Annotated in this window: 24 protein-coding genes and 1 other RNA gene; 10 read left to right on the forward strand and 15 right to left on the reverse strand. The window is 55.4% G+C overall.

The annotated features are described in order from the left end of the window. Positions 1 to 103 precede the first annotated feature (103 nt). Together EL361_RS07630 and EL361_RS07635 are read left to right on the forward strand one after the other, a co-directional pair. A complete protein-coding gene (locus EL361_RS07630; RefSeq protein WP_126378193.1) occupies positions 104 to 1,276 on the forward strand; it encodes an ABC transporter substrate-binding protein in 1,173 nt (390 codons plus the stop codon). Continuing rightward, on the forward strand, positions 1,273 to 2,073 hold the full coding sequence (locus EL361_RS07635) for a formyltransferase family protein (RefSeq protein ID WP_126378195.1): 801 nt from the start codon (positions 1,273 to 1,275) through the stop codon (positions 2,071 to 2,073). The genes EL361_RS07630 and EL361_RS07635 overlap by 4 nt, the downstream gene beginning before the upstream one ends. Here EL361_RS07635 and EL361_RS07640 read toward each other — a convergent pair. The 3 genes from EL361_RS07640 to EL361_RS07650 are packed head-to-tail and all read right to left on the reverse strand — an operon-like array spanning position 2,070 to position 7,551. Continuing rightward, complete coding sequence (locus EL361_RS07640; protein ID WP_126378197.1) at positions 2,070 to 3,053, reverse strand: diaminopimelate epimerase; 984 nt, start codon at positions 3,051 to 3,053, stop codon at positions 2,070 to 2,072. The two genes, EL361_RS07635 and EL361_RS07640, sit on opposite strands and share 4 nt — an antisense overlap. Then, the gene (locus EL361_RS07645) at positions 3,050 to 5,512 is read right to left on the reverse strand and encodes an MFS transporter (RefSeq protein ID WP_126378199.1); all 2,463 of its coding nucleotides are present in this window, start codon (positions 5,510 to 5,512) and stop codon (positions 3,050 to 3,052) included. The genes EL361_RS07640 and EL361_RS07645 overlap by 4 nt, the downstream gene beginning before the upstream one ends. Then, the gene (locus EL361_RS07650; protein ID WP_126378201.1) at positions 5,512 to 7,551 is read right to left on the reverse strand and encodes a SpoIIE family protein phosphatase; all 2,040 of its coding nucleotides are present in this window, start codon (positions 7,549 to 7,551) and stop codon (positions 5,512 to 5,514) included. Before EL361_RS07650 ends, EL361_RS07645 begins: the two co-directional genes overlap by 1 nt. A gap of 146 nt (positions 7,552 to 7,697) precedes the next feature. On the opposite strand from EL361_RS07650, the gene EL361_RS07655 reads away from it, so the two are divergent. From EL361_RS07655 to EL361_RS07665, 3 genes are all read left to right on the forward strand, one after another. Beyond that, a complete protein-coding gene (locus tag EL361_RS07655; protein ID WP_126378203.1) occupies positions 7,698 to 8,027 on the forward strand; it encodes an STAS domain-containing protein in 330 nt (109 codons plus the stop codon). Between the two features lie 4 nt (positions 8,028 to 8,031). Beyond that, positions 8,032 to 8,448 carry an ATP-binding protein gene (locus tag EL361_RS07660; protein ID WP_126378205.1) on the forward strand — a complete coding sequence of 139 codons (417 nt, stop codon included), beginning with the start codon at positions 8,032 to 8,034 and terminating at the stop codon, positions 8,446 to 8,448. Positions 8,449 to 8,544: 96 nt separating this feature from the next. Continuing rightward, a complete protein-coding gene (locus EL361_RS07665) occupies positions 8,545 to 9,765 on the forward strand; it encodes a hypothetical protein (RefSeq protein WP_126378207.1) in 1,221 nt (406 codons plus the stop codon). 35 nt (positions 9,766 to 9,800) lie between these two features. Here EL361_RS07665 and EL361_RS07670 read toward each other — a convergent pair whose 3' ends face one another. Further along, positions 9,801 to 10,148, reverse strand: coding sequence for a hypothetical protein (locus EL361_RS07670; RefSeq protein ID WP_126378209.1), 348 nt, complete (start codon positions 10,146 to 10,148; stop codon positions 9,801 to 9,803). Positions 10,149 to 10,307: 159 nt separating this feature from the next. On the opposite strand from EL361_RS07670, the gene ffs reads away from it, so the two are divergent. Next, positions 10,308 to 10,401: signal recognition particle sRNA small type (gene ffs / locus EL361_RS07675), an RNA gene on the forward strand. A 49-nt stretch (positions 10,402 to 10,450) separates the two neighbouring features. Here ffs and EL361_RS17060 read toward each other — a convergent pair. Together EL361_RS17060 and EL361_RS07680 are read right to left on the reverse strand one after the other, a co-directional pair. Continuing rightward, positions 10,451 to 10,615, reverse strand: coding sequence for a hypothetical protein (locus EL361_RS17060; RefSeq protein ID WP_172961671.1), 165 nt, complete (start codon positions 10,613 to 10,615; stop codon positions 10,451 to 10,453). Positions 10,616 to 10,726: 111 nt separating this feature from the next. Further along, positions 10,727 to 10,990, reverse strand: a complete 264-nt coding sequence (locus EL361_RS07680) for an RNA recognition motif domain-containing protein (protein ID WP_126378211.1) — start codon at positions 10,988 to 10,990, stop codon at positions 10,727 to 10,729. A gap of 389 nt (positions 10,991 to 11,379) precedes the next feature. Here EL361_RS07680 and EL361_RS07685 point away from each other — a divergent pair, with 389 nt between their 5' ends. Beyond that, the gene (locus tag EL361_RS07685; protein WP_126378213.1) at positions 11,380 to 12,150 is read left to right on the forward strand and encodes a DUF4198 domain-containing protein; all 771 of its coding nucleotides are present in this window, start codon (positions 11,380 to 11,382) and stop codon (positions 12,148 to 12,150) included. Between the two features lie 97 nt (positions 12,151 to 12,247). On the opposite strand, the gene EL361_RS07690 is transcribed toward EL361_RS07685, so the two are convergent. After that, positions 12,248 to 12,766, reverse strand: a complete 519-nt coding sequence (locus tag EL361_RS07690; protein ID WP_126378215.1) for a hypothetical protein — start codon at positions 12,764 to 12,766, stop codon at positions 12,248 to 12,250. Positions 12,767 to 12,974: 208 nt separating this feature from the next. Here EL361_RS07690 and EL361_RS07695 point away from each other — a divergent pair, with 208 nt between their 5' ends. Continuing rightward, a complete protein-coding gene (locus EL361_RS07695) occupies positions 12,975 to 13,373 on the forward strand; it encodes a response regulator (protein WP_126378217.1) in 399 nt (132 codons plus the stop codon). 165 nt (positions 13,374 to 13,538) lie between these two features. Further along, positions 13,539 to 14,189, forward strand: coding sequence for a TIM44-like domain-containing protein (locus EL361_RS07700; protein WP_126378219.1), 651 nt, complete (start codon positions 13,539 to 13,541; stop codon positions 14,187 to 14,189). Here EL361_RS07700 and EL361_RS07705 read toward each other — a convergent pair. The 5 genes from EL361_RS07705 to EL361_RS07725 all read right to left on the reverse strand — a co-directional run bounded on the left by EL361_RS07705 (position 14,179) and on the right by EL361_RS07725 (position 18,856). Next, entirely contained in the window at positions 14,179 to 15,231 is a 1,053-nt protein-coding gene (locus tag EL361_RS07705) for a glycosyltransferase (protein WP_172961672.1), read from the reverse strand. The two genes, EL361_RS07700 and EL361_RS07705, sit on opposite strands and share 11 nt — an antisense overlap. A 55-nt stretch (positions 15,232 to 15,286) precedes the next feature. After that, on the reverse strand, positions 15,287 to 16,228 hold the full coding sequence (locus tag EL361_RS07710; RefSeq protein WP_126378223.1) for an aminotransferase class IV: 942 nt from the start codon (positions 16,226 to 16,228) through the stop codon (positions 15,287 to 15,289). Between the two features lie 182 nt (positions 16,229 to 16,410). Next, the gene (locus EL361_RS07715) at positions 16,411 to 17,445 is read right to left on the reverse strand and encodes an aspartate-semialdehyde dehydrogenase (RefSeq protein WP_126378225.1); all 1,035 of its coding nucleotides are present in this window, start codon (positions 17,443 to 17,445) and stop codon (positions 16,411 to 16,413) included. A 104-nt stretch (positions 17,446 to 17,549) separates the two neighbouring features. Then, positions 17,550 to 18,437 carry a methylenetetrahydrofolate reductase [NAD(P)H] gene (gene metF / locus EL361_RS07720; RefSeq protein WP_126378226.1) on the reverse strand — a complete coding sequence of 296 codons (888 nt, stop codon included), beginning with the start codon at positions 18,435 to 18,437 and terminating at the stop codon, positions 17,550 to 17,552. After that, positions 18,437 to 18,856: a (deoxy)nucleoside triphosphate pyrophosphohydrolase gene (locus EL361_RS07725; protein ID WP_420810703.1), complete on the reverse strand. Its 420-nt coding sequence runs from the start codon at positions 18,854 to 18,856 to the stop codon at positions 18,437 to 18,439. Before EL361_RS07725 ends, metF begins: the two co-directional genes overlap by 1 nt. A 200-nt stretch (positions 18,857 to 19,056) precedes the next feature. On the opposite strand from EL361_RS07725, the gene EL361_RS07730 reads away from it, so the two are divergent. Next, a complete protein-coding gene (locus tag EL361_RS07730) occupies positions 19,057 to 19,848 on the forward strand; it encodes a substrate-binding periplasmic protein (RefSeq protein WP_126378230.1) in 792 nt (263 codons plus the stop codon). Here the strand turns inward: EL361_RS07730 and EL361_RS07735 are convergent. The 3 genes from EL361_RS07735 to EL361_RS07745 all read right to left on the reverse strand — a co-directional run bounded on the left by EL361_RS07735 (position 19,845) and on the right by EL361_RS07745 (position 23,509). Then, a complete protein-coding gene (locus EL361_RS07735) occupies positions 19,845 to 21,812 on the reverse strand; it encodes an ABC-F family ATP-binding cassette domain-containing protein (protein ID WP_126378232.1) in 1,968 nt (655 codons plus the stop codon). The two genes, EL361_RS07730 and EL361_RS07735, sit on opposite strands and share 4 nt — an antisense overlap. A gap of 108 nt (positions 21,813 to 21,920) precedes the next feature. After that, positions 21,921 to 22,994 carry a 3-isopropylmalate dehydrogenase gene (gene leuB / locus EL361_RS07740; RefSeq protein WP_126378234.1) on the reverse strand — a complete coding sequence of 358 codons (1,074 nt, stop codon included), beginning with the start codon at positions 22,992 to 22,994 and terminating at the stop codon, positions 21,921 to 21,923. Between the two features lie 14 nt (positions 22,995 to 23,008). Further along, a complete protein-coding gene (locus tag EL361_RS07745; RefSeq protein ID WP_126378236.1) occupies positions 23,009 to 23,509 on the reverse strand; it encodes a 3-isopropylmalate dehydratase small subunit in 501 nt (166 codons plus the stop codon). Positions 23,510 to 23,511: the final 2 nt, after the last annotated feature.

Genomic DNA, 23,511 nt, shown 5'->3' on the forward strand with positions numbered 1-23,511 from the left:
GAAAACAGTCGCTGGAAAATTCCTCTGATTTCCTGTATAAAGCTGAATAAATTCCACGAGATCAAAAAACCGCCTGTTTCAGGCGTCGGTTCATGGGGGGTCCATGCGTACAATCATCCTCGGCACTCTGGCCTTGTTCATTATAGCGTTGGCCTCCCCGGCCATCTCTGCGGAATGGGATAGCATCCCCAACACCCCGACCCTGAATCATGGCAAGAAGTGGCGCGTCGGCTATCTTGAAGGTGGCCCTTTCCGCAACTATCCCTTGGTTCTCAAATCCACGATCACCGGCTTAATGTCTCTGGGCTGGATAGAACCTCTTGAATTTCCCGAAATAGGCGACCCCGAAGATTCCACTCAGCTCTGGAAGTGGCTCTCAAAAAACGCCAAGAGCAACTACATCCAATTCGTGGAAGACGGGCATTGGACCTGTAACTGGGATCCGGGAGAGTACAAATCCGTTGGTGAAGCTTCGATCAAACGTCTCAGCCAAGGCAAGGACATCGACCTGATAATCGCCATGGGCACCCGTGCCGGGCAAATACTGGCCAATGATCAGCACAAGGTCCCCACCATCGTCCTGTCGTCCACCGACCCCCTGAGCGCAGGCATCGTAAAAAGCGTCGAAGACTCCGGCTATGACCATGTTCACGCCAGGCTTGACCCAGAACGCCACAAGCGCCAAATCCGTCTGTTCCACGACATGTTCGGCTTCAATCGGTTAGGCATCTCCTACGAAAACACCCTGGAGGGACGGAGCTATGCAGCCGTAGAAGATGTGGAAGCCGTTGCGGCCGAACGCGGTTTTGAAGTCATCCCTTGTTTTTCCCCCAACGATGTGCAGGAAAACGAAATCGCCTACAGGGGCCTGGCCCGCTGCATGGAAATGCTGGCTCCACGCGTGGATGCCGTATATCTGACCATTCACACCGGGATGGACATCATCAATCTGCCGAATGTCATGACTCCGCTGGACAGGCACAAGGTTCCCACCTTTTCCCAGGGGAGTTCCGAAGAGGTGGAAAATGGTGTACTTCTTTCCATTTCACAGGCCGGCTTCAAACACGTAGGCCGATTCCACGCCATGACCATGGCCAAGATATTCAACGGTGCCATGCCCCGCAGCCTGGACCAGGTGTTCGAAGACCCCATGCGTATCGCCATCAATCTGGCCGAAGCCCAAGCTATTGGCTATGACCCACCCATCGACATTCTCACAGCGGCTGACGCCATCTATCAGGACATCAAAAAGCCTGTAGCGGTGCCCGAACAGTGAGAATTGTCTGTTGCGTCAAGCGTGACCTTCTGGGCAACATTGCCCTGAACCGTCTGGCAAAGCACTTGGAAAGGCATGAACTGACGTTCCTGCTTTCGGACAAGGTCATGCCTGAGGAACGCACTCCGGGCCCACCTGCAGACCAGTTGTTCTTCGAGCGGGATCTGCCGATCGACCACATCTTCCCTGCCCTGGACGCCTGCCCCAAAAAAGATCTTCCACGCCGTCTGACCTTCGACGGGCTTGCCCGCAAGTACAGTGCAACCATGGAGACAATCGCTGATATCAATGCGCCCGAGACCATCCGTCGACTGCACGACCTGGAACCGGATATCATGCTCTCCAACAGGTTCGATCTGATCTTCCGAACCGAGGCCATCAACGTCCCGCGACTGGGACTGTTCAACCTGCATCCGGGGGCACTGCCGCAATACCGAGGTCTGTACGCCCCTTTCAGGGCTCTGGTAAACGGAGAATCCCGAATGGGATGCACCCTGCACGCCATTGATCCCGGCATCGACACCGGACCAGTCATGGACATCGCCTGGATCAATGCGGACCGCTCAAAATCAGTCTTCTGGCACTACGTGCAACTCTACATGGGTGGCGCGGATATCTTTGCAGAACTGATGACCAAGCTGGAAGACGGACAGGAGATCAAGGCCACCCCCCAGCAGGAAGCTGAGGCGACCTATTACAAATATCCAAGTAGTGAAGAACTGGAAGCATTCCGAAGGGCTGGAGGCAAGCTTTTCGATACACTGGAATACAGGGAAATACTTTCGACTTATCGCTAAGAAGTCACTCGTCCCAAAAAACGAGGTGTACCGCACAGGCGCATGCCGCCGTCACCCCAGCGAACAATATACCCACCATTGCCTGCTCCCTGGGGTTGCACTCTGACCATGTCACACTCCTCGCATGACAGTTCTTTCCAGGCGTAGGCAACAGCCAGCGCACCCGTACCACAAGCGCCTGTTTCGCGATTCACACCCCGCTCAAAACAGCGATACCGCACCCCGTCTTCCGGGGTCCCCCCCAGCACCAAATCAATATTGACACCCTTGGGGAAAAACACTCGATCGCCTAAATTCAGGTGTCTTCCCAAGGCATCCAGCCAGCGGCCCACAGCTGTTGGAGTCTCAGGAATCCAATCCTTCCATTCACTGGCCATCACGACCAGGTGTGGCTCCCCAGTCAACACCAGATATCCCGCCAGTTCGGCTGGGAACCTGAGGTCATCGATATCACCAGGGAAGATACCACTGAAACGATCCAGTGCCGAACAGACCGGAGTTCTGGAAGCAGGGTCAGCCAGTGAAGGAGGCACTCGTCGGGCAGTGCCGCTTCTCAACCAGGCACGTCCTGCACGGTCAGTCCCGACCTCCACGATCCACGGGCAGGGAGAGGGAAGACCTGTCAGCACATGAGCAGGAAGAGGCACCCCGCGCTCCAGCAACAATGATGCTGCACTGAGTAATCCATTTCCACACGAGAGCGATTCGGAGCCATCGGGTTCAAAAATGCGGACCATGGCATCAGGCACGGCAGACGGAAGTTTATCCCAATAGGACCACACATCATTGACCGCCTGAAGTGTCGCCCGGGAACAGGTCTGAAGCAGAATCAGGGAATCACTCCCGCTAGATGCCAAAGCGCGCTTGGCCAAGCCAGGCAGTATTGCTTCGGCGGGAGCAGGCTCGGTCAAGGCGTCCAGAAACAGGAGGTCGTTCCCGTATACGGACCATCGCTCCAACTCAATGCACTCCTCGCTCATGCCCGGACCCGCTTCACGACGAGGGGATACAATAGGGTCACCACGAGATACACACCACCTGCAATGGGCATGGCCACCTTGATATCAAATGCCGCAAGCCAGCCAAAGGCCACCGGACCAAGCACCTGCCCTACCCTGTAAGTAGATGCAACGACGGCTGTGGCACGCCCCTTCCCCAATTCCTCGGATTCATCCAGTCCGAGAACGTAAGCCCCAATAGCTGAAAGCGCGATGCAGGAAGAAAAACCAAGCAGCACAACGGCGACAGCAACGGCAAGCACCCCCTGGACTACACTGAAGCAGAGGAAGGCGGCCGCCCCCAGCAGGCCTGCCATGGCAACCCAGCCACGCTTGTCCTTGGATTTGTCGATTCGGCTCCCCGTCAACTGAGCCATCAGGATAATGGCGATGCTGTTGAGCATGAAGATACGGCCAATATCGCCTTGGGAAACTCCCTCACCACTCAGATAAATCGGTGTAAAATAGTTGAGCAGCCCGATCACGGCCAGTGCGGCGGGAATATTGGCCAGAAGCACGGTCAACAAGACCTTCGGCTTGAGCAAGAATCCACCATACCCCAAACGCATTCCGGCAGAGTCCAAGGCTGCCCCTGCGGTGTCTTCCCCGGACCCGATTCCTGCCATAGCCGTCAGGCCATAGAGCAATGCCAGCACGAGAATTACTGCTCCGAACAGGAACACCGGACCGTACCCGACCTGTTGAGCCACCAAGGCACCCGCGGCCACACCGCAGACGCTACCAGCGTAGACTCCGGCCCAGAACTGGGAAAAACCAGTAGCCCGGTGATTCTCGTCCGAATACTGGACGATGAACCCCTGCATGGCCATCAGGGCCAACCCATAGCCCATACCGACAAGCCCACGGGCAGCCACGAAAGCCCCTGGCCCACCTGCGGACCATGAGGCTATAAAACCAGCCACGCAAATCCCCAAACCGATCAACAGCGGCTGCCGCCAGCCCTTGCGATCAATCCATGAACCGGAGAGGGCGATCATCAGGCCAGCGCTGAACATTTCCACCGAAATGGGCAAGGCGATGAGCATCTCCTGTGGAATCCCCATGAACGATCCGTGCAGGGCCTTCATGTGCAATGGGATGAATGACAACGAACTGTCTGCCCCAAAAAGCAGCAGAAAACCGGCAGGACGAACAGCAGCATAGCTGCGGCGACCTGTGGAGCGCCCCGTAGTCCTTTCGAAGAACCCGAGCACCAGAATGGTCACTTCCATGGCAAACAGCAGAGCGATCACCAGAATCGTCAGTGAATCCAAGGCCACATTTCTGAGTTGAGTTCGAAAAATATCGGCTGGAACTATGGTCGCGATGGAGCCAGCAGATCTACCTGATTCATCAACAATGCTGACCCGTACTGGCATCCCACCATCGCGCTCCAGCGCTCCTGGGTCTCCAGCCTCGAACAGAATCTTCCCAGCTTTATCCGCCACGACCATGGCCTCGGCCTCCGTCACTGCCCCCAGCAGTTCGACCATGGCCTCCTCAACCCTCTTCAACCTCTCAAGTTGGACACCCTTGCCCAAGAGATACTGTAAATCATCGCGCAGAATGGAGCTAACTGCTGTGACCTTGCCACGAACGATTTCATGCAGAGTGTCGCGATACACACTGGCCGCATAGAGGGCGTACGTCACCTGACAGACCAGCACGGCGATCAGCATGGCCCGCATCAGAGATTTTCTGGGGAATGCAAAGGATTTGGGGCGAGGCTTAAGAAAATCCCAATTCAACGCCTTGGCCAATCGCATCCGCTCTCGAGGCAGAATCAAGAACAAAGAGAGCCAAAAAAGAATTGCCGCAGCCACGAAGACAACCCCACCCACAAGCAATTCGTCGTGGGCCATGGCCTTGAGTACACCAGAGACGGCATCCTTGCGGAAGGAGACCAGCACAGCCCCAACGGCATTTCCCCCCACATCGTGAATCGGCTCAGGAACAATACGCGAGATTTCTGTTTCAAAAGGCAACGAACTCGAGATATCCCCCACGCCCTCAACGCGTTTTCCCTGGCGCTCCTTTTCAGAGCTGTAAAGCACAAGGCCACCGGCATTGATCACATCAATCCGCCAGACGGCCTGATCGTCTTTTTCACTGCCAACCAGAGTCGCCCGTCTGCGTGGGTCCTGACGGACCAGATTATTCATGGCTTCGTCCAGCAGCGAATCCATGCCCACAAATTTATCAATTCGCTTCCCGTAGCGAACGGAGCGACCAATATTTGCCTGAAGGTCTGCCGCAACCACCCTGCCACCATCAGACAGGGTCTCGATCCACATCTTTTCCAGTGAAGATAAATGCAGAAGCAGATTGAAACCGGATGCCAGCACCAACACGATCAATGCGGCGGCAACAAGCCGTCCCCTGAGAATTCGGGATTTGCGACTACGTTTATTAGAGATCAAATCGTCGCTGGAATGCTGCATCAGGAATCCCCTCGGGTATCTTTGCTGGAATATTCGGACAACCGTACACCAAGGACGGTGATGTCATCAGATTGGGGCGCACCATCGGCATGCGCATGAACAGCCTGGACAATGCCGTCGACCATGCCCTTGGCATCCTCATCACGCAGCCTGGTGACAACCTCGAACAGTCCATCCTCGGTGAGCATTTCCTTTGATTCGTTCATGGCTTCGGTAACTCCATCGGTGTAGACCAACAGCATGTCACCCACATTCAACTTCGCGGACAATCCGACAAAGGACATGCCCGCCATGGCACCCACCATGGGGCCACTGACCTCACGCAGATAGGTAATCTCCCCTGAAGTGGGAATGATAAGTGGAGGATTGTGACCTCCGCTGGCAAAGGCCAAATCGCCACTGGCAACGTCCAGCAGGCCAACGAATGTGGTCACGAACATGGCACTGGGGTTATCCCTGCCCAAGTCATCGTTGACTCGCCGCAGGATCTCCTCCGGTGGTCGACCAAGCAGGGCTTCGTTCTTGATCAACGTCTTGGCAATGGTCATGAACAAGGCTGCAGGCACTCCCTTGTCGGACACATCGCCCACGACAACGCATACCGTGCCATCATCGACAAAGAAGAAATCATACAGATCGCCACCAACTTCGCGAGCCGGTTCAAGCACAGCATAGAGATCCAACTCATCACGCTCCGGGAAGGCGGGGAAAATCTTGGGCAGCAGCCCCATCTGAATATCGCGCGCCACGCCCAACTCGCTCTCAATGCGATGCTTTTCTGCCTCGGTCTTGATCAGTTCACGAATGTTGCGCCGAAGTTCGGAATCCATATAGACGAAGGCCTCGGCCAAGGCTCCCACCTCGTCGCTCCGCCTCTCGGCCATTTTCCCCAGCACCTCGATCTCACCCGCATTTTCCGTGGTCCAATCCCGCTCTGGGACATCTTTGACATGAGCAGTCAACGCCTTGATGGGGCGCACTATCCGCCGTGCCATGATCAGGGCCAGAGCAAGACCCAGCACCAAGGCACAGGCCAGGACCACTGAAAGCCGTTCCACCAGCAGGGCGGCCGGGGCACGAAGCTCAGCTTTGGGAGCGACTGCAGCGACGAACCAGTCCATAGGACGAAAATGTGAAACAAAGATTTGTGAGGGGGCATCCGGGCCAGAGTCGATGATCTGCGATCCTTCGTTCCCTTCGTCGGAAGCCCAGGAAGCCTTCTTGGCCAATTCGATCAGAAAGTCTTTCTCGTTACTCGCTTCCTTGCCCATAAGGTCCATGAGCGGACGCGACGGTTCCACCAGGAGTTCTCCGTCGCCGCTGAACAGAAAGACCGGTCCAGACCGTGCCACACGCACATCCGGGATCGTCTCGCGCAGGCCTTGCAGAATTTCTTCCTGTCGCTGCCGGACCTCTGTGGTCATACTGTCCAGACTTTCGCAAACCCCAACAATCCAACCAAGCCGGGGGTAATATGAAAACATTCCAAGATAACGCCCCGAGCGGGTTCTGGTCGCCTGTCCCCACCTGAAGGTGGTAAATGAATTACCGTAACGCATGGATTCGTCACGCATGGCGGTCATCACGGCACGGCCCTTGAAATCTTTCATCTGCAGCAAGTCAGCCTTGGCAAAATCGGCAATATTAACGCCAAGCATCTTCCCTTTCTTGTCATAGACAAAAACCAGGCGATCAGGATTGCGACTGACTCCCGTCAGCCAGAGAAGAGCTGATTTTACGGATTTCTTGGACTGCTTGGCACCAAGGATACGGTCCAACCCGGAAAGCAGAATCGTGCTCTCTTGTTCAAGCTGCTGCTTGCGGGAAGAAACCATGGAGACCTTCCACATGAGGTAGCTCTTAAAACGACCTTCAAGATTCAAATCCACCAGGCGCATAATGTTTTCTGCACCTTTGAGCTCGGAATCGAAGACCGTCCGCTCCACATCGCGACCGGCAAAAAAGAGTACAGCGGCAGCGACAAACAGAAGCGTACCACCGACAAGCACGGCCAATTTTTTGTATAACGTAAAGCGCACTCCACCCCCCTTCGACAAAACAACGCAAATGGTGTTGCTGGACTACTAGTGTTTTGGTAACAGTTTGTGTGTATGCTTTCAACTTATCATGCAATTTCCTAAAAACAATCCGTGGCGGGCCACCGCCCAAGCGTGCTGGAGAAACAATGAAACTCAATGTGGAAGCCATTCAAGGCAAAGTTGTCGCCAAGGTTGGCGGCAGCATGGACACCGTCGCAGCCCCCTCCTTTCAGAAAGAACTTGAGACCTGGATTGCCAAAGGAGACAAGGCTTTCGTGGTGGACGTCTCCGAGCTTGAGTACATCACCAGCGCAGGCCTACGCAGCATCCTTGCCGTCGCAAAGAAAATCAAGGCCGACCAGGGAACCATTTCGTTCTGTGGCTTGGACGGCATGGTCAAAGAAGTCTTCGAAATGTCCTTCTTCACCCAGATGTTCCCCATCCACGGGACTCTGGACGAGGCTCTGGGGAGCTAGATTCATGGATTCACTCCGGCTGCCGGCAACCCTTTCCAGCCTCCCCGGTTTTCGAGATCATGTGTGCAGCGCTGTCCTTGGACTGGCGCCGGACGTTGACACGGGGATGCTGGAAATGGCGTTAGAGGAACTGCTCGTCAACGTAGTGAACTACGCATATCCCGAAGGATCGGGCGATATTGAAGTGGAAACAGAAGCCCGGGGTGGAGCGCTACGCATCGCGATTATCGATGCAGGCCTTGCGTACGACCCCACAGAAACCACCCCGCCCGATCTTGAAGCCGGAATCGAGGATCGCCCCATTGGGGGCCTTGGAGTTTTCTTGGCAAAAAAAGTCTTCGCATCCATGATCTACAGACGTGACGAGGACAAAAACATTCTGGAGCTAAGCTACGCCCCGCCTCCATCCGCCCCCGGGTAGTCCATCAAAACCATTTATGACAACATTTGACGACCATCTCTTAATCTCAACGGGCACCTCTCCCCAAGAAAGGCTGTTCACAACATCGGAGTGGACATGACAGATGAAAGCTCCATTCACAGTGCTTTTTCCGAACTACTCGAGGCCGTAGCAGCCAAAGTTGCCGACAGTGCCGCCCAACGTTCTCGGGGAGAAATCACAGAAGAACAGCACGTCAACTTCGTGCTTCGGGCCATGCAAGCCATCGCTCCCAATGCCCCCGTCACCATGCAACCCGGTGAATTTTCTTCTCCCCAGCCCCTTGCCCGAAAACAGGACGAAAGCCCGACCACGAGCAAAGATATTGTTCCGTCAGCCGATCTCAGCAGCGTCCTTCGCGAGATGCCCCCGCTTCATTCACCGGATGAAGGCTCTGGGCATCTCGAGCCCGAAGTCCCGTCCAGCCTTCAGAGGAATTCGCACCCCGCTCCAACTCGGGGACCAGAAGAAGAACCTGCCGTCCCTTCCGAGGACATATCCCAGGATATTCCAATGCTCATCGACCAGGAGTGGGAGCCTTCCCCCGACGATGAATTCCCGGACTTGCCTTCCTATAACGATCCAAAAGCCGATTTCGCGCCTCAAACCGCCGTTCAAGAACAAGGCAACATGAGAATAATGGAAGATACTGATTTTCTCGATCCTCCAAACTTGCCTCCTCCAATAGAACCATCGACCAAAAGCATCCAAGACGCCCCCAAACCAAGCGCACAGCAAGTTCCAGACGAGCCTGTGATTTCGCAGCCCAAACCAGAAAGAATAAGACCTGCCGAAGTCGGCAGAGTGATCGTAAGCGGTAGTCTTCCGTGGGAGAATACAGAAAGCCTGCAACTCGAAGACGCCATGTTCAGATTGGGGGTCAGCGATGATATCGCGGAGCAAATCCTCACGCCGACAAACGACATGAAACAACGCGACCGGGACTTCATCACAAAAGAAGCACGAAAAACAATTGATGAATCGAAGAAAGACAAGAATCCGACAACGGCTTTTGTACTCTCGCTGCTCTTACCGGGGGTGGGAAATGTTTATGCAGGTGCAGTAGCTGCTGGGTTTGCCTTTATTATCCCCGCCATGATCTGCATCGTCGCTACAGTCCTTGGAGCCTTACCCATTTCAAAAACAGCGGCAGGGTATGCTGTGGGTGCTCTGGCCTCCGCCTTGTGCGCAGCAACCACTGCCACGGCAACCAACAATCGCCTGCGGCAACAACAAGAAGGCAAGCCGGAACGTCCTCGCGAGACAACCTTTGCCCCACTCAAAAAGTCAAACCACTAATGACTGTCCGCTGTCACCAATTCATCGATAAAGGGCTATCTCGTTGCCCGCTTGGATGAGCAATAGGCTCGGCACAATCCCCAGGCCTTATTGATCAAGGCTTCACAGCCATCAATGGGATGCAATTTCCGTTGATCGGATTTCACTTGGTCACAATGCTCAAAGCACTGCTCACGGTTCATGGTCTCCAGTTCACCTCCAATAAAATTGTCCGAACAGACTTCAGCTCTCTCCAGACAAAAATATCCCGGATCGTCCCCCACTCCCTGGGCGCCCCAAGTCATGCACTGAGCTCGCGCGTGTTCCTGAGTAATGCCCCGGGAACAACCTGTCGCAGCCAGAATCGATGCCAAACACATCAGACCAATCATCATGGATTTCATTGGATTCTCCTGTCTTCGCCCCATGCGATCTTGCATGACAAAACCTATCACACAACCCTTTTTGACTAAAGTGCCTGTACACAGCAGACTCGAGGGGACATCCATTTCAAGAGATACGGCTTGACAAGCACGTCCATGTCCGTGCACAAGAATCAACCGCAGGGAAACCGGGCGGCAGCAACGCCGCCAACCCCGCCAGGCCCGAAAGGGAGCAACGGTAACGGTCGTTACTGGGTGCCTGGTTTCCACTCAAAGGCGCCAGCCGCAAGGCTGGCGCTTTTCTTATTCCAATGAACAAGAGCTTAGGACTCCTCGGACTGATCCTCTTGGTCCACTGCGGAATCATCCCCCTCGTCAAAGGTATCCTGCTTTCTTTCCTGCTTACGCTGCATTTTCTCTTCTTTCTTCTTCTTTTTCGCCAGATCCTTTTGCCGCTTTTCGAACTTATAATTACGTTTGGGAGGCATGGTTATCTCCTCGTTTACTGATTATTCAAAGCCATTGGGCCAGAAAAAAAACACCCGTCTCCCGAAAAAGAGACGGGTGCCGAATAACGGACTAGAAATTCAAGTGGGAACCTACCAACGGGGGCGTTCCTCGCGAGGCTTGGCCTCGTTCACCTTGAGGTTACGACCGCCGAAATCCCTGCCGTCCAGATTTTCAATCGCCTCGATAGCGCCAGCGTCTTCCATTTCCACAAAGCCAAAACCACGGGGACGACCAGTCTCACGATCTTCGATCAGCTTGACGGAAGTCACTTCACCGTAGGCCTCAAAAGCCTCGCGCACATCAGATTCAGTAGCGGACCAAGGCAGGTTACCAACATAGAGCTTTTTAGACATTTCGATATTCTCCTAGAATAGATGATCATGCTAGAGCGCCCATGCGCCCAAAAAAAAGAGCAGCGTACAAAGATGCACACGCTGCTTCTCGATAGACCTGTTTCAATTCAAACCAGCGCTAGCCAACATCAAGGCCGCGCCTCCACGGGGGCCGCTGGTGTATATTTCTATTTAATACGCCAACGGCATGACTGAGGCAAGAATAATAATCAAAAATGAACGACAAAAACAAGGCAAATGCCACCCAAAAGCCCTGGGGGAATTTTGAAACACAAATAAAATATATGGAGTCACTTAAATTTATTGGCTTGACTTCACGGTCACACGCTTTTAAATATCGTATCGCATTATGTCGTATGATTTATAAAAACACCTACCGAGGAGGTTGTATGTTTCGTAATTTAGTGAAACCTATTTTCACCGCCGTCCTGTGCCTGACCCTCGCCACTCCTGCCCTGGCTCATTTTGGCATGACCATCCCGTCGCAGCCCGCGGCCACAATGACCCAGAAAAAAGCCGAAATCGATTTCTCTTTTTCGCACCCCTTTGCTGGCGTTGGAATGGAACTGGTCAAGCCCAAACAATGCGGCGTTGCCTACAACGGAACAACAACTGACCTCCTGCCTCAACTGAATAAGAAAAAGATCATGGACCACACCGGCTGGAACGTAAATTACACGTTCAAGCGCCCGGGAGTATACACTTTCTTCATGGAACCTGAACCCTACTGGGAACCCGCAGAAGATTGTTCCATCATTCATTATACCAAGGTTGCCGTACCTGCTTTTGGTGGCGACGAGGGCTGGGACGAGCCCGTTGGTTTGAAGACAGAAATAATCCCCATGCTGCGCCCGTTCGGCAACTATGCAGGCAATGCATTTACGGGTCTTGTGCTGCTGGACGGCAAGCCCGTACCGAATGCAGAGGTCGAAGTGGAGCTTTACAATCAGGGTCGCTTCACCATGCCCGGCGAATATCATGAGACCCAGCTCGTCAAGGCCGATGCCAACGGCATCTTCTCCTTTACCTGCCCACAGTCCGGCTGGTGGGGATTTGCAGCCTTGAATGAAGCCGATTTCACACTGCCCAACCCCGAGGGGAAACAAAAATCCGTCGAGATTGGAGCAGTGTTCTGGACCTACATGCACTCCTGGCAGTAGCCACCAAGGGGCATGCCCTCTCCCCCCCCTTGATGCCAAAAAGGCAGGCCGCCCCCAATAGCGGTCTGCCTTTTTCATTACAGCCAAGTGTTTATTTTCAAGAGGGTTTGTCACCATCATCAAGCTTGAGTAAGGCTTCACGCGACTTGCGAACTGCCTTATCCATGGCAACAGCCCTCCCTGCTTCATCCATGGAGTTCAAGGCCATCAAAAACACCAGCATTCCTAACAAGTCTCCCATGAATCCAGCAACAGAGGCCCCCAACGCTGCACCACCAATGGCCCACCAGTGCGTCTGTGTCCACATCCCCAGAATCATGGCCAGCACTCCACCCAGAAAAGCACCATAAGCAGACAGAATCAGGCTGGCCTCGGTATTGATCTCATATCCACCCGCCCCGGTCGGCTTACGCCGCAGCATCTTGCGCAGGAAAAGCCCGGTGAAACCACCGACTACATTCCCAAGCAACACCAGCAGAACCGCTGTCACAGGCCAAATGGCCCAACCTCCATCCTTTGCATAGGCCGCAACACACCCAGCAACGCCGCCAATGAGGCAAGTCCCCATAAACCCCTTGGTGCGCACTCGGGCTGTAGCCTCGCGCTCAGTCAGCATACCAGTCTCGAACAATCACAATACACTCAATATCCTTGAAGCACATGAAGAGGACACAACTGCGTGTCATCCTCGGAAAGCTCCGATAATTAAAAGAAAAACTGCACTTTGCATTTCATTACACATGAGCTAGAGTACGTCCTGAAAATTATCTCATGGACATCAGTCCACATGGTACAGAGTACACGTACAAGAATCGGAGGGAAAGATGCGTTTTCTGGTAGTGGAAGACGACTTCACGAGCCGCAAGCTCTTGCAACGGATCCTGTCTCCCTATGGGGATGTTGATGTTGCCGTCAACGGCAAGGAAGCAGTGGAGGCCTACGAGATCTCCCTCACCAACGAAGCACCCTATGACTTGGTCTGTATGGACATCATGATGCCGGAAATGGACGGCCAGGAAGCCCTCAAGAAGATCAGACAACTCGAAAAAAACAATGGAATCACCAGTTCCAATGAAAGCAAAGTCATCATGACGACGGCTCTCGACGACCCCAAGAATGTCGTTGAAGCCTACTACAAGGGGGGAGCAACCTCGTACGTTCCCAAACCCATCGACCGTCAACTCTTCCTGCAACTGCTGAAGAATATCGGCCTGATCAACTAATCCCTCCTCACAAAAATACTCAGGGCACGATCGGTGACTGGTCGTGCCCTGAAATTCATGATCTTGTAGACTTGCCCCGGCAAGATCGGGCAGGTATCGTTCATTATCCGGACAGGCCGGACCCCAGGCCCGACGGCAGTAGCCGAACAACCACGAGGAGTGCTGATGCGACTGACCCCATTTGATGTATTGATCATCGGAGTTCTGGTGTATCTCCTCATCCGGATGGCCTTGGGCTCCAAACGCAACGGGCAAAAAGGTCCAGGCGGGCAGGGGCCCGACACCCGAGATGGCAACCCGCCTCAGGATCAGGATACCGATCCTCGCCGGCAGGCCACAGAGGCCTACAAACGCGCCCAACAGGCTTGGGACATGCTGCGTTCCGACGAGCAAGGCCAAAAGCCGCAGATTCATTCAGAAGATTTTGAATTTGATGAAGTGGATTTCCTGGCAGGAGCCAAACTGATGTGCGCCCGCATCCGCGAATCCTGGGATGCACGTGACCTGGACGATCTGGTACAGTTCTGCACCCCGGGAGCCATGCAGGAATTCGAACGCAGAGCAGATTCTGAAACCCGCCCGCCCAGAGCCGAGACACTGCTCATCAATGCCGGTCTGGTGGAAGTTCATGCCCGTGAGGACGGCATGGAAGAAGCGACGGTTCTCTATGAAATCCTTGAGAAGGAACCGGGCAGCGGCGTCAACCGCGAATCACGCGAAATGTGGCGATTCCTCAGGCCGACGGGAGACAACTCGGCCACCTGGCTTTTGGACGGCATCCGCCCGGTGGACGATGCCGGAGCTATTACCCAATAGTTCTGTAGACCTTGCAAACAGCTTCGGCCATGGCAGTATTCGTGAAGCCCTGAAGGCGCTCCAGGCCTCCGCTGGACAAACGCTCACACAATTCCGGGTCATCCATCAATACGGTCAGTTGCCGGGCCAGCCCTGAGGCATCGTGGTTGGCAAAGGTCAATCCGCTCCGGCCAATCTGCACCAGTTCCAGATTGGCAACCAGATCCGAACAGAGCACGGGAACCTTTGCGGCCCACCCTTCCTTGATTGTACCGCTGGACCCCTCTCCGTCCACAGACGGAACAACGAGGATCGAAATTCTGGACAGTGCCTCACTGCTTTCCCGGTAACCGGTAAATTCGACCTTACCGGTCAATCCAAGGGCCTCGGTCGCGGCCTCCAATTCGGGGCGCAATTCACCATTCCCCACGACCATGGCACTCCAGTCATCACGCCGCGCAGCCAATTCCCCCAAGGCCTTCAGAAACACCGCATGCCCCTTTTGCGGTGACAAAGCGCCCACAACCCCAATCACCGTCGGAACCGGTTTGGGCGCGGCAGCAGCCTGTTCGTAGAGGGCAGGATCAATGCCGCTATGGATCACGTGCAAATTCTCACGCGGCACACCGCAACTGGCCATGACCTCACCAATCTCGGCACTTACGGCAATCACTGCATTGGCCACGCGGTACTTCAATTTGGAAAGATCGCCTTTCACAGGATAGGAAACCCGACGGGAATGAATCAGCCGCACTCCACAAGCCTTTTTCAGCATGGCCCCAAGCGAGGCACTGCGCGAGCAGTGGGTATGGACGATATCTACCCCATGGCTGGAGATCAATTTTCTGAGCTTCAAAATATTGCGGGGGTCCACTTCAAAACGACCAGCCAGCGAGACCGTCTCTAGCCCCAGCTGTCCGCATCGCACACCCAACGGGCTGTTGCCAGGAGAGGCCAACAGGGTCTCGAACCCATGCGTCACCTGCAGGTGACGCATCAGGTACAGCACCTGGCGTTGCCCGCCGCGCCATTCCCGGCCCATATCCAACTGAAGAATCTTCATGCCACGTCCTGAAAAAAAGCGGGACCGGTCATCCCGGTCCCACATCGCGTATTTATTAGAACGGCAGTCCGTTCTCTTCCATATCCTTGAGGATCAATTCCCGTGCACGCTGGCAGACCGGTCCGGGGCGAGCGTCATGGATGGGTTTTCCTTCATAACGAACGATGGGCAGGCAATCACCCGTGGTGCCGAAGACAAGGATCTCTCGTGCCGAGGCCAACTGGCCTTCGGAAATCTTGCGAAAGAAACTCTTACGTTCAGGGGCCAGCAATTCCAGGGCACGCAACAGGGTGGTTCCCGGCAGGGCATTGGAAAACTCGGGAACGACGATAGTTCCGTCACGGTCCACAATGCACATGTTTTCGGTGGCACCTTCGGCCAGGAAATCATGCTCGTCAAAACAGATGGGATAGTCGAAACCCTTTTCCATAGCCTCACGCTTCATGAGCACGTTGGGCAGGTAGTTCACGCTCTTGATCTGGGCAATCCAATCCTGTTTGGCCGGAATGGAGGTACGGAAGGCCGTTGCCCCCTTATCATACCAGTGCTGAGGCTTGGGCGTAAACTTGTAGGCCACCACGTACAGGCTGGCCATGGGGCACTCGTCCGGGGCAATGCCGAAGCCCCCGGGACCACGCCCCAGCAACACTCGCACCAGCCCATTATCTTCCTCGCCCGCCTTGGCGACCTTGATAATGATTTCCTTCAAGCGTTCCCAGGTGCACGGCGGGTCCAGATGGATGGCCTTTGCGCTCCGCTTCATGCGGTTGATGTGGGCATCAAGCTGATAGATCTTGCGCCCCAGGTACTTCATGGTCTCGAACACGCCATCGCCGCGGTGAACGATATGATCGTCCAACGGCAACAGCATCAGATTGGGATCCTGGCAGATACCACCCAGACGATGCTCGTAAAAGGCCAGAACATCCTTGCGCCCCGGGCGGCGGGTGGAAAGCATCTTCTTCAGATAATCTTCAGATTCCATGATCGGGATCATGTTCTCTCCCTGGTCGGACTTTTGAAACCCGGCCCAGTTGTGTCAGTTCCATTGTCTTCCAAAAGTATTCAAAAACCGTCAGATATGCGGAGCAAAATACATTCAGGATTGCCGCGTATTCATCATACGTAAAACTCTAAATGTATTGCAGCGACAAAGCAGATGTCTGCTTTTCAATACTTTTAGGGGACGCGAACGAGGTCCATTTCGATCAACTTCTCAGCAATCTGCACGGTGTTGGTTGCCGCACCCTTGCGGATGTTATCAGAAACGACCCAGATGTTCAGCCCATTGGCGATGGTTTCGTCCTCGCGGATGCGACCGACATACGTGGCATCCTGGCCCTGAGCCTCAATGGGCATGGGATAGATCTGTTCCGCCGGGTTATCGAGGACCTGCACGCCAGGAGCCTGTGTCAGCAAAGCGCGACATTCCTTGGCACTGAGCTTCAGCTCGGTCTCGATGTTAATGGATTCGCTGTGGCCGTAGAACACAGGAACGCGAACAGCAGTGGCCGTGACCTTGATGGACTCATCACCCATAATCTTGGTCGTCTCGTGCACCATCTTCATCTCTTCACGGGTGTAATCATTGTCCATGAAGATATCGATATGTGGCAGACAGTTGAAGGCGATGCGATGGGGATAAGCGCTGGGCTCGATATCCTCCACCTGACCATTGAACATCATGGTCACCTGACCAGCCAACTCGTCGATGGCTTTCTGTCCGGTTCCAGACACGGCCTGATAGGTGGACACCACCACACGTTTGATCTTTGCGGCATCATGGATGGGCTTCAGGGCGACCATCATCTGAATGGTCGAACAGTTGGGGTTAGCGATGATTCCCTTGTGCCACTCCAAATCATGAGGGTTCACCTCAGGCACCACCAGCGGGCACTCGGGGTCCATGCGCCAGGCGCTGGAGTTGTCCACCACCACGCATCCGGCCTTGGCGGCCAGAGGGGCAAAGGTCTTGGAAGTGCTGCCTCCAGCAGAGAACAGGGCCAGATCCACGCCCTCGAAGGAATACTCATTGAGCACTTCAACGGTGAGCTCGCCACCCTTGAAAGGCACTTTTTTACCAGCACTGCGCTCGGACGCCAAAGCGATTACCTTGCTGGCAGGAAAATCACGTTGTTCAAGCACTTCCAGCATCGTACGTCCCACCGCACCGGTGGCACCACAGACTGCGACGACATATCCTTCCTTGGCCATGATCTGTTCTCCTTTCATTCTCAGCCACACAGCGCGCGGCAAATCGTTCAAATCTATCTGCCGCCGGGGTTGGACCGGCGGCATGCAAAAACTCTATTCTCTGATCAACGGCCCAGCAGCGCGGGGTCCAGCGACTCGACCAGTTCCAAGCAGGCTTCAGCCCTGTTCAAGGTGTACAAGTGCACACCGGGAGCACCACCTTCCAGCAAACCACGCACCTGGCTTTTAGCCCAGTCCATGCCCACCTTGTAGGCTGCCTTGGCCCCGCCTTCGGCGTCGGCGGCTTCCAGATCAAGCAGCAGCTTGCCCGGGATATTTGCCCCGCAGAATGACAGAATGCGCTTGGCCGACTGCAGGCTCATGATGGGCAGCACACCCGGGATAACGGGTTTGTTCACGCCCATGCTGGAGAGTCGCTCCAAAAAATTCCAATAGAACCGATTGTCGAAGAACAACTGGGTGATGGCGAAATCCGCCCCTGCATCCAGCTTGAACTTCAAGAACTCGAAGTCCTCGCGGAAGGTCGAGCATTCCGGGTGCCCCTCGGGGTATCCGGCAACTCCCACTCCCATATCCGGGTAATGCCTGCCTATAAAATCAACCAGATCCGAGGCGTGGCGGAACTCCTCGGAATCGGGTTCCCAGCATTCCTGACCCTGTGGCGGATCACCACGCAGGGCAAGCACATTTTCCACACCCGCTTCTTCCAACGCGCCCAGGAAGCCATGCAGCTTCTCCGCAGACGCCCCAACGCAGGTCAGATGCGCCATGGGGGTCAGCCCCTGCTCGTGTCTCAGCTTTCGAACGATCTCCAGGGTATTATCCTGAGTGCCGCCGCCCGCTCCATAGGTCACGGATACGAACAGCGGATCGACGGCCTTCAACGCGGCCACTGTTTCAAAAAAAGCTGGCCAATCCTTGGGATCCTTAGGCGGGAAAAATTCCAGGGAAATAAACTTCCCGCTCTGTTGCATCAGGTCACGGATGCGCACTATATTGCTCCTTCGGAAGCTGGCCCGTCGATCAGGGCCGCCACGATTTCGGTATCAGCTTCCAGAAACGGGTACTGCCCGGCTTCTTCGGCATTCAGCCAGGCCAGCCCCTGCTCTTCCCTGGCAGTGGCGCGGCCTGCAAACTGATAAACATGATAAAAATGCAACCGGACCCGAATGTGCTCATAGGTGTGGTATTTCTCACGCCAATAGGCCCAGGTCGTGGGGGTCAGCCCCAGTTCTTCATTTAGTTCTCGCGCCAGGGCATCCTCTCGAGATTCGCCAGGCTCGACCTTGCCTCCGGGAAATTCCCAGAAACCGGCCTGCGGCTTGCCTTCCGGACGGCAGACAGCCAGGAATTTCCGGCCCCGCCAGATCACGGCGGCCACGACATCGACCTCAGGCAATTGCCCGTTCAGTGGTGGCACTGCTCCCCCGTATCCAGCTATATGACTCTGTTCCACGACAATGACCGGAAACATTATGCTCGAAGCCTAGCGAAATCAAGCCCGGGATTCGCTGCCAACAGCGATCCCTTACCTAGCCAAGGGTTGACAGTTGAACCACGAATCAATCAGATTGTGTCATTGGACCAATCTTCATAACAACAGTTGCAAACATGACCTCAACCCGCATCGCCATCATCCTGCTCGCATTCGCACTGCTCAGCTCGAACCTGCTCCTGCTGAATCAACAGGCTCGGGCAGAGCCAGGCGCCTCCCTTCAGGATCCCATCATCATGGGCTGCCCGGACAAGGGCTGGCCACCCTACCACTTCCCCAAGGGAAAAGACCAACCCCTTGGCATCATGCCCGAAATATTCGTAGAGGCGACTTCAACGCTGGACTACAGTGTCGAGTTGGTATGGCTCCCCGAAAAGCGCGCCATGCAACGCCTGAAGCAGGGAGACATCGACGTCTACACCAAGGCCAAGGAATGGGTGGCCCAGCCTTCACGCTACCTGTGGTCCCAACCAGTCGTTGATTCCACCGATGTCCTGGCTTTTCGCACCGGGGAAGAATGGGCTTTCAACGGCCCTACGGACTTGGATAACAAAGTCGTAGGCACAGTACTGGGATACCGCTACCCCACGCTGGAGCCGCTCTTTTTATCCGGCAACGCCACCCGCATGGACGCCACCAATACCCACATTCAATTGAAAATGCTCCTCAGCAGGAGAACAGATGCCGCAGTAATCAACCAGCACGTGGCCCAGTGGCTGATTCGGGAAACCCCATTTCTCACTCCGCAGCAACTCAGATTCTCAAAGAAACCGTTGGCTTCAGCCAGCTACCGCTACGTATTCAGCACGCACCGTGACTGGGGAGACTTTATCCAGAAGCTGGACCAGGAAATGGAGCGAATGCGAACCGACGGCCGTATGGACGCCATTCTGGACAAATACCGCTAGCACCCTGTCAGCGCTTCGCGCTCGGCTTCCAGAGTCGCGAGTTCCTCTTCCAGTGCCCCCATGCGTTCCATGAGTTTTTCGACCTGCTCATTCAGCTCGGAAAAGCGCTTCATGAGTTCTGTAGATCGAGGCACATCAGCGTAGACATCAGGGTCAGCCAGGCTCTGTTCCACCTCGGACTGTTCGCCAAGTAGCGTCTCCAATCGGGCTTCCAGCTTCTCGTACTCCGCCCTCAACGGCTTGATCTTCTTGTACAGTGCGTTGCGAGTCTCGGCCTGCACGCGCTTCATTTCCTTGGCCTCTGCGCGGGAAACCTTGCGCACGGCATCTGCCTTGGGGCTGCATGCGGATTCTTCCAGAAAAGCCCGACGGGCGCGGTCATAACCCGAAAAGCCGTCCATGAAGATTTCGATGCCGTCGTGCTTCAGCCACCAGACTTCCTTGGCCACCTCGGTCATCAGATGGCGGTCGTGGGCCACCATCAGGATGGTGCCGGGGTAATCGCGCAGGGCACTGATCAAAGAGTCCCGGCTTTCCAGGTCCAGATGGTTGGTGGGTTCGTCCAGCACCAGGAAGTTGGCACGCTTCAGGAACAGCGTTGCCAACACCAGACGATTTTTCTCGCCACCGGACAGCTCGCGTACCTTGCGCTCCCAATAGCTCTCGCCCAGCATGAAGAGCCCCAACACACTCCGTAGCTCCTCTTCGGAAATACGTGGATCAGACAGACGGCGAATCTCTGCCAGCGCCGGCTTGTTCAAATCCAGCAGATCGGCCTGATGCTGGCTGAAATAGCCCACGGTAATCTTGTTGCCCACTTCCACGGTACCCGCCGAGGGCTTCAGATCGCCCATCAAGGCCTTGAGCAGGGTGGTCTTGCCGCAACCGTTGGGACCAGCCAGGGCAACCTTCTGCCCGGCGTACAAATTGAAATCCAAGGGCTGCCACAGGGCAGGACTGTCAGGATAGGCGTACTGCACGCCAACACTGGAGAGTACGGTCCGGTTGCCACGCGCAGGTTCGGGCCACTTGAAGGCCAACTCTCTGGACTTGGCCTCGGGCTTCAAGCCCTCCAGCTCTCTCTCCAGCTTGGCTACCTGCTTCTTCATGCTATTGGCTTGGCGGGCCTTGGTGGCCTTGGATTGAAAGCGGCGCACGAAATCAGCCTTCTTGCTGATATCGTCCTGAACCTTCTGTTCGGCCCGACGGCGTTGCTCCTCGGTCTCGACCATCCAGGCCAGAAATTCGGTGAAGGTCCCTTTTCGGACCACGGGCTTGACCCCACCAAGAAACAGGACATGTGTCGCCACACGGTCCAGAAGCACACGATCGTGAGCAACAAAAATGAGCGGACCTTCGAAGGAAATGAGGTAATCCTCCAACCACTCCACGGCTTCCAGATCCAGGTGGTTGGTGGGTTCGTCCAGCATCAATGCGCCTGCCCCCTCGACGAGGATACGCGCCAGCTTGGCACGTTCGCGCCACCCACCGGACAACTCCCGTAAGGGTTGATTCAATTGCTGCTCTTCAAACCCCAGGCCCGTCAGCACGGCCTTGGCCTTGTGCTCCGGGTTGTATCCGAAAAGATGCTCCAGGTGCGCCTGCTCCTGGGTCAGCTTGTTGAGAGCGATCTCGTCATGCGTTTCGGTAGCCTGCTCCCATTTCTCCCAGAATTCGCTCCAGGACGGCAACGCGGCCATAACCCAGGCCAGAGCGGGCGTCATGAGATCAGACTCGTTCAACTCCTGCTTGGAAAAACCCAGAAGTGTATCCTTGGGGATCATGACCTGACCAAAATCAGGAACTTCCTCATTGGCCAGAATCCGCAGCAACGTTGATTTACCGCAGCCGTTGGGGCCGATCACGGCCAAGCGCATCCCGCCGGTAATCTCCAGGGAGAAAGACTCGAACAGGTCGTGTCCACCAAAGGACTTGGAAAGGGACTGAATGGATATACGAGACATACTATCGATTGGTTAAAAGGGTACCCGAAAAACCATGCGGTTCTCCGGGTACCCCATTCACGCAGGAAGTCAAGTGAACAGGAACTGGTCGCCCTGCTCGCCCGGTGCTCAAATTGCTTCTACCACCAGCTGCCCCATTTTTTGACAGCCGATCAACTCACACCCTTCTTCACGGATGTCGCCGGTGCGATAGCCCTGGTCCAGGACCTTGGACACTGCGGCCTCGATGGCCTCGGCCTCGGCAGTAAGATTGAAGGAATGACGAAGCATCATGGCAACGGAAAGGATGGTCGCCAAGGGGTTGGCCTTGTCTTGACCGGCAATATCCGGGGCCGAGCCATGAATGGGCTCGTACAGGCCGGGGCCGTCCGTTCCCAAAGAAGCCGAAGGCAGCATGCCGATGGAACCGGTGATGCAACCCGCCTCATCAGACAGGATGTCACCAAACAGGTTGCCGGTGACGATGACGTCGAATTGCGAAGGGTTACGCACCAGCTGCATGGCTGCGTTGTCGACATACATGTGGGTCAACTCCACATCCGGGTAGTCGGCATGGGTACGGATGACGACCTCACGCCACAGGCGGGAGACATCCAGCACGTTGGCCTTGTCCACAGAGCAGAGACGCTTGTCGCGTTTACGTGCAGCCTCGAAGGCCACCCGGGCGATGCGCTCAACCTCATGCTCGTAGTAGACCATGGTGTTGTAGCCCATCTTTTCGCCGTCCTTCTCCTCGATGCCCTTGGGCTCGCCGAAGTAGATACCGCCAGTCAGCTCGCGAATGACCATCACATCCAGGCCATTTTCAACGAGGTCCGGACGCAGGAAGCAGGCGTGCTTGAGCTGCGGGAACAACTGGGCCGGGCGCAGGTTGGCAAACAGCCCCATCTCCTTGCGAATGGCCAACAACCCACGCTCGGGACGGATGGCGGGGTCGATTTCGTCCCATTTAGGCCCACCAACGGCACCCAGCAGTACCGCGTCCGCGGCCTTGCATGCGTCGATGGTTTCCTGAGGCAGGGGCACGCCGTCGGCATCAATGGCCACACCGCCGATACGCGCGCTGGAGGCGGTCAGGGTATGACCGAATTTTTCAGCCACGGCCTCGAGCACCGTGCCTGCCTGCTCCATGATCTCGGGGCCAATGCCGTCACCAGGGAGAAAACAGATTTTGAGTTCCATATCCAGTTCCTCCCTTACGCCGACTGAGCCAGACGATTTTTAACATAGCCCACAAGACCACCCGCATTCAGAATCTCGTTCATGAACGGAGGTACAGGCTGGCAGGTCACTTCCACACCAGTGGTCAGGTTTCGCACCACACCGGCTTCGGGGTCGGCCTCGATCTGATCCCCATCGGAGAACTTCGCGAAGTCATCGCCCACTTCCAACAGAATCAGCCCCATGTTGAAGCCATTACGATAGAAGATACGGGCAAAACTGTGAGCCACGACCACGGGCATGCCTGCGCCTTTGATGGCGATGGGAGCATGCTCACGCGAGGAGCCACAGCCGAAGTTGGGACCGGCGACCATGATGTCGCCCGGCGAAACACGCTTGACCCAGCCTTCTTCCTGGCCTTCCATGCAATTGGCGCCAAGCTCGGCTTCGTCGGTGGTCACCAGGAACCGGGCCGGGATGATGGCATCGGTATCGATATTCGCGCCCACGACGTGGGCTTTTCCTTTATATTTCATGA

This window comes from Desulfovibrio ferrophilus (assembly GCF_003966735.1).
Classification (GTDB): Bacteria; Desulfobacterota; Desulfovibrionia; order Desulfovibrionales; family Desulfovibrionaceae; genus Desulfovibrio_Q; species Desulfovibrio_Q ferrophilus.

What these genes read in the sequence shown, in the direction of transcription:
- EL361_RS07630 (WP_126378193.1), top strand. Translation starts at nt 104, where the DNA reads ATGCGTACAATCATCCTCGGCACTCTGGCCTTGTTCATTATAGCGTTG.
- EL361_RS07640 (WP_126378197.1), bottom strand. Translation starts at nt 3,053, where the DNA reads ATGAGCGAGGAGTGCATTGAGTTGGAGCGATGGTCCGTATACGGGAAC.
- EL361_RS07645 (WP_126378199.1), bottom strand. Translation starts at nt 5,512, where the DNA reads ATGCAGCATTCCAGCGACGATTTGATCTCTAATAAACGTAGTCGCAAA.
- EL361_RS07655 (WP_126378203.1), top strand. Translation starts at nt 7,698, where the DNA reads ATGAAACTCAATGTGGAAGCCATTCAAGGCAAAGTTGTCGCCAAGGTT.
- EL361_RS07660 (WP_126378205.1), top strand. Translation starts at nt 8,032, where the DNA reads ATGGATTCACTCCGGCTGCCGGCAACCCTTTCCAGCCTCCCCGGTTTT.
- EL361_RS07665 (WP_126378207.1), top strand. Translation starts at nt 8,545, where the DNA reads ATGACAGATGAAAGCTCCATTCACAGTGCTTTTTCCGAACTACTCGAG.
- EL361_RS07670 (WP_126378209.1), bottom strand. Translation starts at nt 10,148, where the DNA reads ATGAAATCCATGATGATTGGTCTGATGTGTTTGGCATCGATTCTGGCT.
- EL361_RS17060 (WP_172961671.1), bottom strand. Translation starts at nt 10,615, where the DNA reads ATGCCTCCCAAACGTAATTATAAGTTCGAAAAGCGGCAAAAGGATCTG.
- EL361_RS07680 (WP_126378211.1), bottom strand. Translation starts at nt 10,990, where the DNA reads ATGTCTAAAAAGCTCTATGTTGGTAACCTGCCTTGGTCCGCTACTGAA.
- EL361_RS07685 (WP_126378213.1), top strand. Translation starts at nt 11,380, where the DNA reads ATGTTTCGTAATTTAGTGAAACCTATTTTCACCGCCGTCCTGTGCCTG.
- EL361_RS07690 (WP_126378215.1), bottom strand. Translation starts at nt 12,766, where the DNA reads ATGCTGACTGAGCGCGAGGCTACAGCCCGAGTGCGCACCAAGGGGTTT.
- EL361_RS07695 (WP_126378217.1), top strand. Translation starts at nt 12,975, where the DNA reads ATGCGTTTTCTGGTAGTGGAAGACGACTTCACGAGCCGCAAGCTCTTG.
- EL361_RS07700 (WP_126378219.1), top strand. Translation starts at nt 13,539, where the DNA reads ATGCGACTGACCCCATTTGATGTATTGATCATCGGAGTTCTGGTGTAT.
- EL361_RS07705 (WP_172961672.1), bottom strand. Translation starts at nt 15,231, where the DNA reads ATGAAGATTCTTCAGTTGGATATGGGCCGGGAATGGCGCGGCGGGCAA.
- EL361_RS07710 (WP_126378223.1), bottom strand. Translation starts at nt 16,228, where the DNA reads ATGATCCCGATCATGGAATCTGAAGATTATCTGAAGAAGATGCTTTCC.
- EL361_RS07715 (WP_126378225.1), bottom strand. Translation starts at nt 17,445, where the DNA reads ATGGCCAAGGAAGGATATGTCGTCGCAGTCTGTGGTGCCACCGGTGCG.
- EL361_RS07730 (WP_126378230.1), top strand. Translation starts at nt 19,057, where the DNA reads ATGACCTCAACCCGCATCGCCATCATCCTGCTCGCATTCGCACTGCTC.
- EL361_RS07735 (WP_126378232.1), bottom strand. Translation starts at nt 21,812, where the DNA reads ATGTCTCGTATATCCATTCAGTCCCTTTCCAAGTCCTTTGGTGGACAC.
- leuB (WP_126378234.1), bottom strand. Translation starts at nt 22,994, where the DNA reads ATGGAACTCAAAATCTGTTTTCTCCCTGGTGACGGCATTGGCCCCGAG.
- EL361_RS07745 (WP_126378236.1), bottom strand. Translation starts at nt 23,509, where the DNA reads ATGAAATATAAAGGAAAAGCCCACGTCGTGGGCGCGAATATCGATACC.